Source organism: Aliihoeflea sp. PC F10.4, assembly GCF_054612275.1.
The window spans coordinates 976,787-993,261 of sequence record NZ_JBTSWH010000001.1; the positions used below are offsets into that span (position 1 = coordinate 976,787).

Sequence of the window (16,475 nt, forward strand, 5' to 3'; positions counted from 1 at the left end):
ATGATGAACAGGACCTTGGCAATGATTGCGCTCGCGACAGCGGTCGCCTTCACGGGAACAGCTTACGCAGCCGAGCATGAAGTCATGATGCTCAACAAGGGCGCGAAGGGCGCCATGGTGTTCGAGCCGGACTTCGTTCAGGCCGAGCCCGGCGACACCATCCGCTTCGTGCCGACGCACAAGTCCCATAATGCCGAAACCATCAACGGCATGATTCCCGAAGGGGCTGTCGCCTTCAAGGGCAAGATCAACGAGGAGATCGTGTACGACGTGACGGCTGAAGGCGTCTACGGCGTCAAATGCACGCCGCACTACGGCATGGGCATGGTGATGCTGATCGCGGTCGGCGCACCGAACAATCTCGAGGAAGCGAAAGCGGTCAAGCATCCAGGCAAGGCGAAGACCCATTTCGAGCAGCTTCTCGCGGCTGTGCCTGCGAACTGACGGCGTGACGGCAGTTTGACCGGGCGGGCAGGGGTGTCCCGCCCGGTTCTCTTTAAGACAGGACCAGTCGACATGGTATCTTCGCAGCCGCGACGGGAGGCCTATCCCGCATTGCTGTCCTATGGCTTCAGGCCGTTCTTTCTATTTGGGAGCATCTGGGCAGCGCTGGCGATCCTCATCTGGCTGCCGATGCTTGCAGGCCGACTGGAGACGAGAAGCCTGCTTTCACCCGTCGACTGGCATGCGCATGAGCTTCTGTTCGGCTATCTTGCCGCCGTCGTGACCGGGTTCCTGCTCACCGCAATTCCGAACTGGACCGGTCGCCTGCCTGTGCGCGGCGCGCCTTTGGCGGGCCTCGTGGCATTGTGGCTTGCAGGACGGATTGCCGTCTGGTTCTCTGCAGACCTCGGCTGGGCAGCCGCCATGGTGCTCGACAGCGCGTTCCTGCTGGCTGTGGCCGTGTCGGCGCTGATCGAGATCGTCGCCGGCCGCAACTGGCGCAATCTTCTGGTTCTGCTCCCGGTAACCGCGCTGTTCGCGGCCAATGTCTTTTTCCACCTCGAAGCACGGTTCTTCGGGCTCACGGAAACATCGCGCAATCTCGCCCTCGCTGCCGGCCTCGTGCTCATCATGGTCATCGGTGGGCGCATCATTCCAAGCTTCACCCGCAACTGGCTGATTCGGGAAAACCCGGGTCGTCTGCCGGTTCCGTTCAACCGCTTCGACGGCGCCGTCATCGTCGTTTCCACCATCGCGCTTCTTGGCTGGATCATCAGCCCCGAAGCATGGGTGAGCGGCGTGCTGCTGGTCGTTGCGGCCATCCTCAATGCCGTGCGGCTGAGCCGTTGGGCGGGCTGGCGCACGGCGTCGGAACCGTTGTTGCTGATCCTCCACGTCGCCTATCTGTTCGTTCCGGCAGGGTTGCTGATATCCGGGCTGGCGGCACTCGACAGCACGCTCCTGCCGCCGGTCGCGGGCATCCACGTCTTCGGCATCGGTGCCATCGGCGCCATGACACTCGCGGTGATGGCGCGCGCGACGCTCGGCCATACGGGACGTAAACTTCATGCGGGCGGCGGAACCGTCTTGGTCTTCTGCGCCATTGTGCTGGCGACGCCGTTCCGCTTCGCCGCCGCCCTGATGCCTGGTTCGACATGGCTGTTGCACGCTGCCGCAACGTTTTGGGTTCTGGCGTTTGCGGGGTTCGTGCTGTGTTATGCTGGCGCGCTGACGCGGCACCGCGTCGCAAAGCGCCAACCCGGCCGTGCACCCGCCTGAGCGCAGAGGCAGCTCCAAGTGACTGCGGCCGGGATCACCCGGCCGTCGATCTGTTCAGAAGACGCCTTACGAATGCTACGGCCCGGCCGGGCTTTGCATCGCGTACCAGACGGAAGCCGAGATTGTCGGGCGCCATGCCGGCAGCGCAGCCCCCGCTCTTGCCGTCGCTGATGAAGAAGCTCATGTAGCTGCGGTGCCTGCCGCCCATGACACGCACACCGCAGTTCTCGGTGGCTTCGGCGTGCCGCCCTGCCGCGTCTGTCCTGTTTCTGGCATAGCAGGTCGTGGTCCATTCCCACACGCTGCCGGACACGTCGTGAAGCCCCTTGCTGTTCTGTCCGAAATGACCGCGAGGCCTGACAGCAACGCTCCTGTCCGGTGCGCTGCGGCTGCGATAGGCGGCAAGCCACCGCGTCGCCGGGTTCGAACCATCATCGTCCACCAGCCCGAGCGCGTCGTCGCCGAAACGTTCGGCAGCGGCGAACGACCATTCCTCGTCGCTCGGCAACCGCCAGTCATCGCCTGTCCGCTCCGACAGCCACGCGGCATAGGCAGTCGCATCCGCGTAGTTGATGCCGGTGACGGGCAGGTCCACCGCGGCAGGGGTGGGGCCGTCCTGATGCCTGCATCCACCATCTGTCACGCAGGCATCGTATTCCGCTGTCCCGGATCAGCGCGGTCAGGGCAGCCCCAACCTCGAACCCGACCCGGCTGAGGATCCGCGCCTCGACCGAGCCAAGGCCGTAGATGCGCAGGGCCACATCCTGCTCTGGTTGCACCACGCTGACCGTGAGCGGCCGCTCGGTGAGGAACAGCACCCCCGCGCCCAGCACCAGAACCGCCGCCGCACCGAACATCCACCGACGCCCCATGGCCTAATCCTCCTTCGCGGCCAGAAGCCGCAATTGCACGTCAAGGAGTCGGGTCCCTTCCTCGATCAGGGAAAAGTTGCGCGCGCCGAGCGACCAGCGGATCGCCATGCCTTGCACCAGCGAGGTCAGAAGCACGGCGGCGTCCTCAGGGGCGACTTCCCGGCGCAGGGAACCGGCTGCTTGACCGCGCGCCAGTTCGGCCACGATCAGCCCCTGAAACTTCATCAGCAGGCCTCGAAAGGCCGCGCGCAAATCCTCATTGCCGACATTCAGCTCGCGCGAGAACAGCAGCAGCATCGGCAGCGCCGGTGTGGAAACAATCTGCCCCAGTTGCGCGCCCACCAGCGCCGTGACCCGGTCGATGGGGCCATCAGTCCCAGTCATGGCCCGTTGCCAGGCTATTGCCAGTTCCCCGGCCACATGATCCGCCACGGCAAGCCACATCGCGGCCTTGGTGGGGAAATGCCGGAACAGGGCCGCCTGGCTTACGCCAACAGCGGCTGCGGCAGCACCTGTTGTCACCCGATCCGGCCCGATCCGGTCGGCCAGGTCGAGGACGGCCGCGACGATTTCGGCCTTGCGCAATTCCGCGGATTTTCGCATAAGACACCTAGTAAGTGAGTAGTCACATACTTATGTGAAGCAATGATCGTGGTCAAGCTTCTCTGACGGGGCAGAACGAACGCGCGGTGTTGCCGGCAAGATGGCGATATGCTGCCGGCAATGGGAGCAGGCTTGGAAGGGGTGATCCTTTATGGATGCACAGAACCAGAACTGGGACGATCTGCGCTTCTTTCTCGCTGTGGCCCGGGCGGGCACGCTGTCTGGCGCAGCGCGCAGCCTTGGCGTAACGCACTCGACTGTGTTTCGCCGTCTCGGCGCCTTCGAGGAACGTCTGGGCGTCCGGCTCTTTGAGCGCTTGCCGGACGGCTATGCGCTGACGGGCGCCGGAGAGGCCATGCAGGAGACCGCCGTCCGGATCGACGAGGAAATTATCGCCCTGTCGCGTCAGGTGACCGGACAGGACCAGCGCCTGAGCGGGCTTATCCGCATCACAGCTATCGATATGCTGGCGATCGGGTTATTGCCGCCGCATCTGGCGGCCTTCCATGCAGCGCAGCCAGGGATCGAATTGGAAGTGATCGTTTCGGACACTCCCCTGGACCTGACCCGACGCGAGGCCGATGTCGCACTGCGCATCGGCAACACGCCGCAGGAAACATTGGTCGGCCGGCGCGTCGGCCGGCTGGCCTTCGGAGCCTATGCTTCGGCAGACCGTGCCACCCGGAGGCTCGATGACGATCTTGCAAGCAACGACTGGATCGGCTTCGGCCGGTCACATGGAGCGATCGGCCATCAGTTGGCCGATTGGCTGCCCGGAGTGCAACCGATCTACCGCACCAATTCGATCGCGGCCGCCATTGCTGCGGCGAGGGCCGGAATCGGTCTTGCGCCGCTGCCCTGCGCCGTAGCCGACCGCGCGCCCGATCTTGTCCGCATCGCCTTGTTTCCGGAAGATTTCCGGCTCGATCTGTGGCTGCTGACCCATGAGGACCTGCGCAACACCGCCCGTATCCGTGCATTCATGGATTTCATGGCTGATGCGCTCGCCACCGACGCCGACCTTCTGGAGGGCCGTCGTCCGCAGGCGGGCCGTCTCCGGACGGGCATGGCATGATTCATCCTTATCTCTCCTGCAGGGTGCGGTCCCATGGACGCAACTTGCGATGCCGATGGAACGACGAGGCGCGTGCTTTCGCAGTCACCTGCCTGTCCCATTGTCCCAATATAGGGGCAGCGATCGCATGCGCCTGCCCGAGGCGCCTCGCGAGCCCTGCATTGCGAACATTACGGAGAGATCATCCCCGCCAATGACATGCTGAATGCCGTGGCCCAAAGCCGACGACAAGGAACGCCCGGCGAGGTTCTGGCCGCCTTCCTGAAACTGGGCCTGACCTCCTTCGGTGGGCCGATCGCGTATCTGGGCTATTTCCGCGAGGAATTCGTTGCCCGGCGCGGCTGGATCGACGATCGTGCCTATGCCGATCTGGTCGCGCTGAGCCAGTTCCTTCCAGGGCCAGCATCCAGCCAGGTCGGCTTCGCTCTGGGCTTGCAGCGTGCCGGGCCGGCGGGTGCGCTGGCCGCTTGGCTTGGTTTTACCTTGCCTTCCGCCCTGCTGTTGATGCTGTTCGCGCTCGGAGCGGGGGCGTTTTCAGGCCCGCTCGGCATCGGGGTGCTGCACGGGTTGAAACTGGTCGCGGTGGCCATCGTGGCGCAGGCGGTCTGCGGGATGGCGCGCACGCTTTGTCCCGACCGCTCACGCCAGACGATCGCGCTCGCCGCCGTATTGATGGCGGTGCTGATCGGGGGAGCCACGGGTCAGCTGGGTGCAATCCTGCTCGGTGGGCTCGCCGGGCTCTGGCTTTGCCGGGACACGGCGGGAGCGCCGGGTGAAGCGCTGCATTTCCCGGTTTCGCGGCAGGCGGGAATAATCGCGCTGGCCCTGTTCTTCATCCTGATCTTCGGCCTGCCGCTAGCTGTGATGCTATTTCCCGCGCAGGGCCTGGCGGTGATCGACGCCTTCTATCGCGCTGGTGCGCTGGTATTTGGCGGCGGCCATGTGGTCTTGCCTTTGCTGGAAGCCGAAGTGGTTCGCCCGGGCTGGGTCACGCCCGATGCGTTCCTGGCCGGCTATGGCGCGGCCCAGGCGGTGCCGGGGCCGCTCTTCACCTTCGCCGGCTATCTCGGCATGCTGCTCGAACCCGGCCCGAACGGGATCGCCGGCGCGACGCTTGCCCTTTTTGCGATCTTCCTGCCGGGCTTCCTGCTGCTTGTCGGCGCGCTGCCGTTCTGGAACACGCTGCGCGCACGCTCCGGCGTGCGGGCGCCGATGGCAGGGGCCAATGCCGCGGTGGTCGGCATTCTGGGCGCCGCGCTCTACGATCCGCTCTGGACCAGCTCGGTCGGTTCGCCCCGTGACTTTGCGCTGGCGCTGACCTGCTTCGTGGCCCTGATGAGCTGGAAATTCCCGCCATCGCTCGTGGTGTTGATTGCGGCTGCCGGCGGCGCGATCCTGGAGGTAAGCTCAATGTCGTAATGGAAAAAGAATAGCGACCAGGAGCCTGATCGACCGGGAATGTAACGCCAGCCCATCCGGCGCATCATCGCCGGTCTCCCCCAGCCACTGCCGCCGTCGCGGCACAGCCAGGAACACAAATTGCAAATCGACCTTTCTTCCGACCGCTTCATGACAGCATTGACCGGCATCACGCTTGCCGGGATGGCGCTTGCGACTGTCGATGCCTTCTTGATCCCCGGTCTTTGGGGACCGGTCGGTCTCGTGCTGGTCTATCTGGCCGGTGGTGTGCCGACCGGGGTCCGGGCCCTGATGTCGCTCTGCGAGCGGATTCTCGACATCGATCTTCTGATGATCGTGGCCGCCCTTGCCGCCGCCGCGGTGGGTGCTGCGCTCGAAGGGGCGGTGCTGCTGACGCTGTTCAGCCTCTCGACCACGTTGGAGCAGCGGGCGATGGGCCGGGCACGCCATGCCGTCGAGGCGCTGATGGCGCTGCGTCCCGACACCGCGCTCAGGCGCGCTCCTGACGGCACCATCACGGAAGTTTCGGTGGGCGATCTCGTGGCCGGCGACCTGGTGGTGCTGCGCCCCGGTGCGCGTGTGCCGGCCGATGGCGAGGTGGCGGAAGGGGAAGGCTCGCTCGATGAGGCGACGATCACCGGCGAATCGATGCCGGTCGGCAAAAGTCGCGGTGCTAAGGTGTTTGAGGCCACGGTGAACCTCAACGCCGTGCTGGTGGTGCGCGTCACCCGCCCGGTCGCGGAAAGCACCGTGGCGCGAATGATCGAACTGGTGACCGAGGCTCAGGCCGCGCGCGCTCCTTCCGAACGGTTCAGCGCCTGGTTCGGCCAGCGCTATACCATCGCGGTGCTGGCCGGCGCGATACTGGCTCTCGTTATATTCCTCGCACTCGGCTGGACAATGCAGGATGCGCTTTATCGCGCCGCAACGCTGCTGGTCGCGGCCAGCCCCTGCGCGATTGTGATATCGGTCCCGGCCGCGATCCTCTCGGCATTGGCGGCGGCCGCACGCGGGGGTGTTCTGTTCAAGGGCGGCGCGGCGCTGGAGACGCTGGCCGAGGTCGATATCTTCGCCTTCGACAAGACCGGTACGCTGACCACAGGCAAGGCCGAGGTGAAGCAAATTGTGACGCATGAACCCGAAGAGCGGTTCCTGTCATTGATCGCCGGTCTCGAGGCGCATTCCGAACATCCAATTGCCGATGCGATCCGCCGCCACATCGACGAAAAAGGCATAACCGCCGCCGAGGTGCGCGATGTGGAAACCGTGCCCAGTGAGGGAATTACGGGGGAGGATGCCGTGGGCCCGCTCTGGGCCGGCAATCCGCGCATGGCCGCGCGCATGGGTGCATCGCTCGACGCACCCGAATTTGCGCAGCTGACGGACGGCAGCCAGACCGTGGTGTGGCTGGGGCGGGGAGATCGGGTCTATGGTGCGCTCACCGTGGCCGACCGCCCGCGCGAGACCTCGGCCGCCGGACTGGCTGCGCTCAGGACGGCTGGGGTGGGCACTATCGCCATGATGACCGGCGACCGGCGCCCTGTCGGCTTGCGGATCGCCGCGGAACTCGGACTGGAGGCAAAGGATGTCCATGCCGATCTGCTGCCTGAAGACAAGGTCCGGCTGGTGGGCGAACTGGCGAAGAATGGAAAGGTGGCCTTTGTCGGCGACGGGGTGAACGACGCCGCCGCGCTGGCGCGGGCCGATGTCGGCATCGCCATGGGCGCAGCGGGCAGCGACGTCGCCTTGCAGGCAGCCGATGTCGCGCTGTTGTCGGAGGACATGGCCCGCCTTGCCGCGGCGCATCGGTTGGCGCGCCGCACCCGCCGGATCATCCGTCAGAATCTGATTTTCGCCATCGGCATGATGCTGCTTCTGGTCGCCTCGAGCCTGTTCTTCGCCCTGCCGCTGCCGCTCGCGGTCGTCGGACACGAAGGCGGCACGGTGCTGGTGGTGCTGAACGGCCTCAGGCTGCTCGCCGACCCGATCCGGGCGCGCAGTGCGACCTCACTGCGACGCCAACCCGACGCCGGCCCTGTAGAGCCTTCATACCAGTCAGGGGGTTGACCGGATGACGGCAATCCCCCCGAAACCCGCGTAGATGAGGAACCGACCGCTCTTCAGCAGGTGTTGATTGCCGGTTAAGAACCTGTGGTGTGAATGGCGGCCGAAGGCGGCGATGGCCATGCCAAGCAACAAGAGGACAATTCTCTCGACAAAGGCGGCTCTTCCAGACGGAATCATTCCGCTGGAGGGAGAAATTCTCACAAGGCCGTTTCCCGGTGCGGGCGCTTCTGAACGTTCGCGATTTGGCAGGCGGCCTTATCGGTAGACGATACCGCCATCGGTCAGGATCGACTGTCCCGTGATGTAGTCGGAATCGGCGCCCGCGAGGAAGGCGACCAACGCTGCCACGTCCTCCGGCGTCTGCGCGCGACCCAAAGCGATGCCTTCAACATACTTCTTGTAAGTTTCGCCCTTCGGCGTTCCGGTGATCTCGGAAAAGCGCTCGTCGATCTCCACCCACATGTCAGTGCCGACGATGCCGGGGCAGTAGGCGTTCACCGTGATGCCCGCGCTGGCATATTCCTTGGCGGAGGCTTGCGTTAGCGCCCGCACGGCGAACTTGGTCGCCGAATAGACGCCAAGCATGGCGAAGCCGTCATGTCCGGCAATCGAGCAGGCATTGATGATCTTGCCTTTCTGTCCGCGATCCTTGAATTTCTTCGCAGCCGCCTGGATACCCCAGAGCACGCCGTCGACATTGATGCGGAAGATCAGGTCCATGTCCTCGGGCGTGACGTCGGCGATCGGCTTGACCTGAGCGATGCCGGCATTGTTGACGATGACGTCGAATCCGCCGAGTTGCTTTTCCGCATGGTCGATAGCGGCGTAGACTTCGTCGCGCTTGCTGACATCGGCGATGACGGTGGTGGCCTTGCGTCCGAGCGCTTCGACTTCCTTGCGAACGGAGTCGAGCTTGTCAGCCTTGACATCGGCCAGCGCGAGGTCGGCGCCTTCCTTTGCAAGCCGCAGCGCAATGCCGCGCCCGATCCCCTGGCCAGCGCCGGTTACCAAAATGACTTTGCCATTCAACGACATGATTTTCTCCTACAGAAAGTTGGCCAATCCTGTGCAGCCTGCATGTTCCCTTTCGGGCAATACAGCTGGAGCAGAACCGACTACATTCGATGATCCCGGTCCATTTCAAGGCCGTGGCCCGGAAATGATGCGACGGCGCCGAAACTGGCAGTAAGGCCACCTCAAGGGGTCGCCCGCAAAAGCAACAGTAATTGTTCGACCCCGCAAGAGTATGACATGATCCCGCATATATGGCCGGGTGGCATATTTTCATCGCGTGGGTAGGGGCGGTGTTGCAGAAGGATGCGTAGTTGATGACGGAAGCGGAACGCTACGACGCTGTCGTGATCGGCAGTGGCGAGGGCGGGAAATACCTCGCCTGGCATATGGCGCAAGCCGGCCAGAAGGTAGCTGTCATCGAGCGGCGCTGGATCGGCGGCTCGTGCCCCAACATCAACTGCCTGCCCAGCAAGAACGAGATATGGAGCGCGGGTATTGCTCATGCCGTTGCTCACGCCGCGGAGTACGGCGTTGCATCCGGCCCTGTCTTGGTCGACATGAAGACGGTCGTGGCGCGCAAGCGCGCCATGGTCGAGGGTCTGGTTGCGTTTCATCTCGAACGCTACGAGGCAACGGGTGCGGAACTCATCATGGGCAACGCCCGCCTCATCGGACCAGAAACGATCGAGATTGCCTTGAACGACGGCGGGACGCGGCTGCTCGTCGCTGAAAAGCTGTTTCTCAATCTTGGAACACATGCAACCATTCCGTCCATTCCAGGGCTCGCCGAAGCCGGACCGCTCACCCATATCGAAGCGCTCGAACTGGACCGGATGCCGGCACATCTGATCGTGCTCGGCGGCGGCTATGTCGGCCTTGAACTCGCGCAGGCCTACCGGCGTTTCGGCGGCCGCGTCACCATTGTGGACCGTGGGCCACGACTGCTGAAGCGCGAGGATGAGGATGTTTCCGAGGAAGTCCGGCGGATTCTGGAGGCGGAAGGCATGGAGGTGCTTTTGTCGGCTGAAGTCGAGAAGGTGGAGGGCCGGTCGGGCGAAAGCGTGCGCGCCACCATTCGGACGCCGGACGGTTCGAAAGTGATCGAGGGCACCGAGATTCTGATCGCGGCCGGCCGCACCCCCAACACGCAAGGCATAGGGCTTGAAGAGGCAGGCATTGCGCTGACGGATCGCGGCACCATCAAGGTGAACGATCGACTGGAGACAACTGCAAGGGACGTCTGGGCCATCGGAGAATGCGCGGGAAGTCCGCAATTCACCCACGCATCGCTCGATGATTTCCGAATTATCCGCGACAATCTCGGCGGTGGAGACAGAACGACCACCGGGCGGCTGATACCCTATTGCATGTTCATCGACCCGCCGCTTGCCCGCATCGGCATGAGCGAAGCGGAAGCGCGGGCCAATGGAATGGATATGCGCGTTGCGAAACTGCCGATGAAGGCGGTGCTGCGGACGCGGACGACCTCGCAAACCGCAGGCTTCATGAAGGCGCTGGTCGATCTGCAGGATCGGATCGCAGGCTTTACCATGATCGGCTCGGAGGCCGGGGAAGTGATGGCCGTGGTGCAGGCGGCCATGCTCGGCGGGTTGCCCTACGGTGTTCTGTGCGACGCCATTCTTGCGCACCCGACGATGGCCGAGGGGCTGAATGCGCTGTTCGGCAAGGTCGAGGGAAGATGAGTTTCGAAGGTTCAGGTGAGGCGGCGGGTTAGAGAATGAACGAACACGAGCATCGGCACCATTCGCATGATCATGACCATTCGGGTCATGCGCATCTTGTGAAGGACCCCGTCTGTGGCATGGAGGTCGATCCGCAGACGACGGAACATCATCTGACCCACGAGGGCCACACCCACTATTTCTGCTCGGCTTCCTGCAAGGCGAAATTCAAGGCGGACCCGGCCCGATATCTTGCAGGGGAAGCGTCGCCCGCTCCGGACGCGCCCGAAGGCGCGATCTGGACTTGTCCGATGCATCCCGAGATCCGGCAGGAGGGGCCGGGAAGCTGCCCGATCTGCGGCATGGCGCTGGAGCCGCTGGTGGTGACCGCCGATACCGGCCCCAGCCCGGAACTCGCCGACATGACACGGCGCTTCTGGATCGGGCTGGTCCTCGCCGCTCCGGTCTTCGTGCTCGAAATGGGTAGCCACCTTATTCCCGCACTGCATCATCTGGTGCCAATGCGGATATCGATCTGGATTCAGCTCGTTCTGGCGACGCCGGTGGTTTTGTGGTGCGGATGGCCGTTCTTCGAACGCGCATGGGTGTCGCTGGTCAATCGCAGCCTCAACATGTTCACCCTGATCGCCATGGGCACCGGCGTCGCCTTCGCCTACAGCATCGTCGCCGTCCTTGCGCCGGGCATTTTCCCCGCCGCCTTTCGCGCGGAAGATGGCACGGTCGCGGTCTATTTCGAGGCGGCGGCGGTCATCACCGTTCTGGTGCTGCTCGGCCAGGTGCTGGAACTGCGCGCCCGCGAACAAACATCGGGCGCGATCAGGGCGCTTCTCGATCTGGCGCCGAAAACGGCGCGGCGCGTCAGTGACGATGGCGCGGAGGAAGACGTTCCGGTCGAGCACGTTATCCTCGGCGACAGGTTGCGCGTGCGACCCGGTGAGACCGTGCCGGTCGATGGCGTGGTCGAGGACGGACGTTCCTCGCTCGACGAGGCGATGGTGACCGGCGAATCCATGCCCGTCACCCGCACTGTGGGCGATCAGGTCATCGGCGGCACGTTGAACCAGACCGGCGCGCTGGTGATCCGCGCCGAAAAGGTCGGCCGCGACACGATGCTGTCGCGCATCGTCCAGATGGTGGCCGATGCGCAACGCTCGCGCGCGCCGATCCAGCGCATGGCCGATCAGGTCTCGGGCTGGTTCGTGCCGTTGGTTATCGTCATTGCTATTCTCGCCTTCATCGTCTGGGGCATCTGGGGGCCGGAGCCGCGCTTTGCCTATGGGCTGGTCGTGGCCGTTTCGGTGCTGATCATCGCCTGTCCCTGCGCCCTGGGGCTGGCGACACCCATGTCGATCATGGTCGGCGTGGGCAAGGGCGCCAGCGCCGGCGTCCTGATCAAGAACGCCCAGGCGCTCGAACATATGGAAAAGGTCGACACGCTCGTCGTCGACAAGACCGGCACACTCACCGAGGGCAGGCCGTCGGTGACGGCGGTGGTTGCGGCAAACGGCTTCGAGGAAGCGGAAATCCTGCGGCTTGCCGCCGGCGTCGAGAAGGCGTCGGAACATCCGCTGGCGCTGGCGATCGTGGAAGCGGCAGAGAAGAAGGGTATCGAAGTCCCGCCCGTGGTGGATTTCGACTCTCCGCTCGGCAAGGGCGCCCTCGGCACCGTCGAGGGCAAGGCGATCGTGCTCGGCAATGCGGCGTTCCTCAAGGAGCATGGTGTCGATGCGTCGGCCCTTGCCGAACGGGCGGACGCCTTGCGCCACGATGGCGCGACGGCGATCTATATCGGAATCGAGGGTAAAGCGGGCGGCATCTTCGCCATTGCCGATCCGGTCAAGGCGACGACGCAGGAGGCGTTGAACGCGCTGCATGGCGAAGGCATCCGCATCGTCATGCTGACCGGCGACAATAAAACCACTGCCGAAGCCGTCGCGCGTCAACTGGGCATCGACGAGGTCGAGGCCGACGTGCTGCCGGATGCAAAGAGCGCCGTGGTGAGCCGGCTCAAGGCGGAAGGTCGAGTGGTGGCGATGGCGGGCGACGGCGTCAATGACGCGCCGGCGCTGGCGGCCGCCGATGTCGGCATCGCCATGGGCTCGGGCACCGATGTCGCCATCGAAAGCGCCGGCGTCACCCTGCTCAAGGGCGATCTGATGGGGATCGTCAAGGCGCGGCGGTTATCCGAGGCGACGATGGCGAATATCCGCCAGAACCTGTTCTTCGCCTTCATCTACAATGCCGCCGGTATCCCGGTTGCCGCAGGCGTGCTTTACCCTTCTTTCGGCCTGCTCCTGTCACCGATCATCGCGGCTGCCGCCATGTCGCTGTCGTCGGTCAGCGTCATTGCCAACGCGCTGCGGTTGCGGGGACTGAAACTGTGACTGAAACGCTGACGCGACTGACGCCCTGGCGTCAATCGTAGGCGAGGGCGTCAGTCGCGCCAGTAATTGTTGGCGGCCGCCACCGTCTGGAAATGGATGGCGATCACCTGTGAGGAGGCGATCAGCTGCGTGGTGTCCTGATCGTAGGCCGCGCGCAGCTTGTCGCGAATCTCGGCGGACGGCTGGGTCACCTTGACGCCCACCCGCGCCATTTTGGTGGCAGGGTCGAACCCCTCCTGCGGGGTTGCTGTCTTGAGTGAGGGAAGCCAGGTGTCAGCCATGATGTTTTCCTTCCAGAGAATATGAATACGCAACAACCGTAATCTACCCGAGCAGCCGACGAAAGCATCAACCCGCGATGCGTTTCGCCTCCAGGCGTCACGCCTGAAACGCCCTGTCGTGCGGGAAATCGCCTCCGGCGATGTAAGCGTCTTCCGCCTGCGTCGATTCTCGGCCGAGGACCTGATTGCGGTGCGGGTGACGGCCGAAAGCGGCGATGACCTTGCGCACATCACCGGCCTGGTTCACCAGCGACTGGTATATCGGTTGAAGGGAAGCGGACGCTTCCGCCGCGATCTCTTCGCGAAGCCCGATGAGCAGATCGATGCGCTCAAGGTGATCCGGGCCTTCGCAATGGCCAAGGGGCTGACTGTAGACGATCCTGAACCAGGGCATGCCCAGCGATGCATAGTGGCCGTTCGAGAAACCCTCCATCGCCAGCGACAGTGCGGCAGGGTCCTGCGCGAAAGCCCGCGGCGTGCCGCGCCACAGCGAGCGTGAGAACTGGTCGAGCACAATGATGAGCGCCAGCCTGCCTTCGGGTTCGTCGGCCCAGTCGTCGAGATCGCCTGAGGCTGCGCTCCTCGTGAGGTCGGCGAAGCGCTCGACGATCGCGTCATCCGCTCCGCCGTGCAACCGCCACGACCAGTGATCGCGATGAGTTTCAGCCTTTATCTGTGAGGAGCGGCCTTCGGGAAACCAGAAGTCGAGAACGTCGTTCCACGGGGCGGTCCTGGTATTCATTTCGATCCTTTCTGGCGGTTGCGAGCAATGAGACAGGGTTGGCGCCGCAAAAACAACAGACCCCGCATCGCTGCGGGGTCTGCGAGGAGGCTTCAGCCTCGCGCGGCCACAGTTGCAGGCCGGGCGGTGGCTGTTTTTGAGGTCCGCCCGCCGGGTGCGGTGGCCTTTGGCACGCGCAGCAGGCGCATGCCGTTGGCGATGACGATCAGCACCGAAAGCTGGTGGACCAGCATGCCGCCGGCCATATGGACATTGCCGGAGAACACGCCTGCCAGCAGTCCGGCCACCGTCACCAGTGCGATGACGAGGTTCTGGCGCATATTGCCCAGCGTTGCGCGCGAGATCGCCATCGCTTCGGGGATCTTGCCAAGATCGTCCTTCAGGAGCGCGATGTCGGCGGTCTCGATGGCGACGTCGCTGCCGGCCGCGCCCATGGCGATCGAGGTGTCGGCGGCGGCAAGAGCCGGCGCATCGTTGATGCCGTCGCCGACCATGGCGACATGCGCGCCATCCGCCTTCATCTTCCGGATCAGTTCCAGCTTGTCCTCGGGCATCAACCCGGCATGGACCTCGTCGATGCCGACCTCGCGGGCGATGGCCTCGGCCGCACCATGCTGGTCGCCGGTCAGCATGACCACACGGCCTATGCCGATGTCACGCAGGCGGGCGATGGCTTCCGCCGCGCCTTCACGAGCCATGTCAGACATGCCCAGCATCCCGATCAACTGCCCGTCACGCGCCACCAGGATCGGCGTCTGGCCATTGGACAGCAGACGGTCCAGGGCGGCTTCGCCCTCCTGACCCAGCGCAATGCCGAGCGTGTCCATGAGGCGCCGGTTACCGGCGGCGATGATGCGGCCGTCGATGCGGGCGCTCAGGCCCATGCCGGCATGTTCCTCCAGCGATTCGAGCGTGGAAAGCGGCCCCTGCTTGCGGCCAGCCTCGACGATGGGACGGCCGAGCGGATGGGTCGATCCGGTCTCGGCGGTCGCAGCCAGATGCAGCAACTCGGCCTCGGCAATGTCGCCGAGCGCGACGATAGAGGCGAGCTGCGGCTTGCCTTCCGTCAGCGTGCCGGTCTTGTCGAGCGCCAGCGTATCGATGCGGTCCGCACTTTCCAGATGCTGGCCGCCCTTGATCAGGATGCCGCTGCGCGCCGCGCGGCCGATGCCGGCGACGATGGAGACCGGCGTCGAGATGACGAGCGCGCCGGGGCAGCCGACGACAAGCAGCGTCAACGCAAGACGGATGTCCTGCGTCACGGCGAAGGCGACGACCGCAAGTCCGATGATCGAGGGCGTGTACCATTGCGCAAAGCGCTCGATCATACGCTGGCTCGGGGCCTTTTCCTCCTGCGCCTCCTCGACGCGCTGAATGATGCGGGCAAGGGTGGTGTCGGCGCCGACATTGGTGGCGCGGATGCGCAGCAACCCGTTCTCGGCGATCGTTCCTGCATGAACGTGGCTGCCCGGTGCTTTCTCGGCTGGCATCGGCTCACCGGTAATCGCCGCCTCGCTGACGGCGGCGGCGCCTTCGGTTACCTCTCCATCCACCGGGATGCGTTGACCGGCCCTGACCAGCACGGTCTCGCCAAGCTGGACCATATGCGCCGGCACCTCGACGGGATCGCCGTCGCGCAGCACGGTCGCGGTGGCGGGCGCGGCATCGAGCAATGCCTTCAGCGCGCCACGGGTCTGCCCCATGGTGCGCGCCTCCAGCCAACCACCGAAAATGAAGAGGAAAGTGACGGCCGCCGACTCCCAGACCTCGCCGATAAACAACGCGCCGACCGCCGCGACGGTGACGAGCAGTTCGATGCTGAAATGCTTTACACGCAGCGAGCGCCAGGCGCGGATGGCGATGTCGGAACCGGCAAAAAAAGCTGCCGCGACCATCAGCGCCGTCCATGCCTCGATCATGCCGAAGCCGTAGCGCGCCAGAAGGCCGGCCGCGATCAACCCGCCGCTGCTGACCGTCAGCCAGAAGCGCCGCCGTGCCGGATGCACGAAGGCGCTCTTGATCCTGCTGACAAGATTGCTCATCTCATCGCTCCTTTCATCTTCATCCGTGCCGGAAAAGCGTGCCTGCCGCGCCGGCTCGCGGCGCGGCGAAAAAGGCGGAGTGCCGATCAGAAGGCGGCAGGTTGCGCCTCGTAGCCGGTTCCGCGCACCGCCTCGACAAGCGCTTCAACGCTGGCTTGCGCGGGGTCGTGCTCAATCTCGATCTTGCCGGTGTTGAAGCGCACCTCGGCCTTTGCCACACCCGGAAGGGCGTTGAGCGCTTTCTCGATCTTCGGCACGCAGGAGGGGCAGGAAAGTTCGTCGCTGCGAAGGATGGTTTTGTGGGTCATGATCGGGTTCCTTTCGATAATGGGGGAGGGGTGTCCCCCGCCTCATTGATCTAAGGGTTTGACCCCGCATTGCGATTGGCGAAACCGGCAAGCCAGGCTTGCATGAATGCACAGGTCGCTGCCTTGGTTCTGGTTCATCGGGCGACCACATTGAGGTCTGCGGTGGAATTGCCGCCTAAACCAAAGGGACTTCCGTGCGTGAATGCACAGGTCGACGATTCTCGATTTCCTGGCGGACGCTTT

General features: G+C 64.4%; 14 protein-coding genes. 7 read left to right on the forward strand and 7 right to left on the reverse strand.

Annotated features, from left to right (window positions below; genetic code table 11):
- Positions 1–3 precede the first annotated feature (3 nt).
- Together ACX82Z_RS04890 and ACX82Z_RS04895 are read left to right on the forward strand one after the other, a co-directional pair.
- Positions 4–444 carry a pseudoazurin gene (locus tag ACX82Z_RS04890; protein ID WP_024849405.1) on the forward strand — a complete coding sequence of 147 codons (441 nt, stop codon included), beginning with the start codon at positions 4–6 and terminating at the stop codon, positions 442–444.
- A 72-nt stretch (positions 445–516) separates the two neighbouring features.
- Positions 517–1,722, forward strand: a complete 1,206-nt coding sequence (locus tag ACX82Z_RS04895; RefSeq protein WP_459586883.1) for an NnrS family protein — start codon at positions 517–519, stop codon at positions 1,720–1,722.
- Between the two features lie 34 nt (positions 1,723–1,756).
- On the opposite strand, the gene ACX82Z_RS04900 is transcribed toward ACX82Z_RS04895, so the two are convergent.
- Positions 1,757–2,365, reverse strand: coding sequence for a formylglycine-generating enzyme family protein (locus ACX82Z_RS04900; protein WP_459586884.1), 609 nt, complete (start codon positions 2,363–2,365; stop codon positions 1,757–1,759).
- A 232-nt stretch (positions 2,366–2,597) separates the two neighbouring features.
- Positions 2,598–3,179, reverse strand: a complete 582-nt coding sequence (locus ACX82Z_RS04905; protein ID WP_459586885.1) for a TetR/AcrR family transcriptional regulator — start codon at positions 3,177–3,179, stop codon at positions 2,598–2,600.
- Between the two features lie 169 nt (positions 3,180–3,348).
- Between ACX82Z_RS04905 and ACX82Z_RS04910 the strand changes: the two genes are divergently transcribed.
- From ACX82Z_RS04910 to ACX82Z_RS04920, 3 genes are all read left to right on the forward strand, one after another.
- Complete coding sequence (locus ACX82Z_RS04910; RefSeq protein WP_459586886.1) at positions 3,349–4,272, forward strand: LysR family transcriptional regulator; 924 nt, start codon at positions 3,349–3,351, stop codon at positions 4,270–4,272.
- A gap of 198 nt (positions 4,273–4,470) precedes the next feature.
- Complete coding sequence (chrA, locus tag ACX82Z_RS04915; protein ID WP_459586887.1) at positions 4,471–5,691, forward strand: chromate efflux transporter; 1,221 nt, start codon at positions 4,471–4,473, stop codon at positions 5,689–5,691.
- Between the two features lie 120 nt (positions 5,692–5,811).
- Complete coding sequence (locus ACX82Z_RS04920) at positions 5,812–7,758, forward strand: heavy metal translocating P-type ATPase (RefSeq protein WP_459586889.1); 1,947 nt, start codon at positions 5,812–5,814, stop codon at positions 7,756–7,758.
- Between the two features lie 255 nt (positions 7,759–8,013).
- Here the strand turns inward: ACX82Z_RS04920 and ACX82Z_RS04925 are convergent, their stop codons facing one another.
- The gene (locus ACX82Z_RS04925) at positions 8,014–8,793 is read right to left on the reverse strand and encodes an acetoin reductase (protein ID WP_459586890.1); all 780 of its coding nucleotides are present in this window, start codon (positions 8,791–8,793) and stop codon (positions 8,014–8,016) included.
- 293 nt (positions 8,794–9,086) lie between these two features.
- Here ACX82Z_RS04925 and ACX82Z_RS04930 point away from each other — a divergent pair, with 293 nt between their 5' ends.
- Both ACX82Z_RS04930 and ACX82Z_RS04935 read left to right on the forward strand, forming a co-directional pair.
- Entirely contained in the window at positions 9,087–10,475 is a 1,389-nt protein-coding gene (locus tag ACX82Z_RS04930; protein WP_459586891.1) for a mercuric reductase, read from the forward strand.
- A 35-nt stretch (positions 10,476–10,510) separates the two neighbouring features.
- Positions 10,511–12,859 carry a heavy metal translocating P-type ATPase gene (locus tag ACX82Z_RS04935; protein WP_459586892.1) on the forward strand — a complete coding sequence of 783 codons (2,349 nt, stop codon included), beginning with the start codon at positions 10,511–10,513 and terminating at the stop codon, positions 12,857–12,859.
- Between the two features lie 50 nt (positions 12,860–12,909).
- On the opposite strand, the gene ACX82Z_RS04940 is transcribed toward ACX82Z_RS04935, so the two are convergent.
- The 4 genes from ACX82Z_RS04940 to ACX82Z_RS04955 all read right to left on the reverse strand — a co-directional run bounded on the left by ACX82Z_RS04940 (position 12,910) and on the right by ACX82Z_RS04955 (position 16,232).
- Complete coding sequence (locus tag ACX82Z_RS04940; protein WP_024849396.1) at positions 12,910–13,140, reverse strand: hexameric tyrosine-coordinated heme protein; 231 nt, start codon at positions 13,138–13,140, stop codon at positions 12,910–12,912.
- A 97-nt stretch (positions 13,141–13,237) separates the two neighbouring features.
- Positions 13,238–13,882, reverse strand: a complete 645-nt coding sequence (locus tag ACX82Z_RS04945; protein ID WP_024849395.1) for a DUF924 family protein — start codon at positions 13,880–13,882, stop codon at positions 13,238–13,240.
- Between the two features lie 92 nt (positions 13,883–13,974).
- On the reverse strand, positions 13,975–15,924 hold the full coding sequence (locus tag ACX82Z_RS04950; protein ID WP_459586893.1) for a heavy metal translocating P-type ATPase: 1,950 nt from the start codon (positions 15,922–15,924) through the stop codon (positions 13,975–13,977).
- An 86-nt stretch (positions 15,925–16,010) separates the two neighbouring features.
- Entirely contained in the window at positions 16,011–16,232 is a 222-nt protein-coding gene (locus ACX82Z_RS04955; protein WP_024849394.1) for a heavy-metal-associated domain-containing protein, read from the reverse strand.
- Between the last annotated feature and the right edge of the window lie 243 nt (positions 16,233–16,475).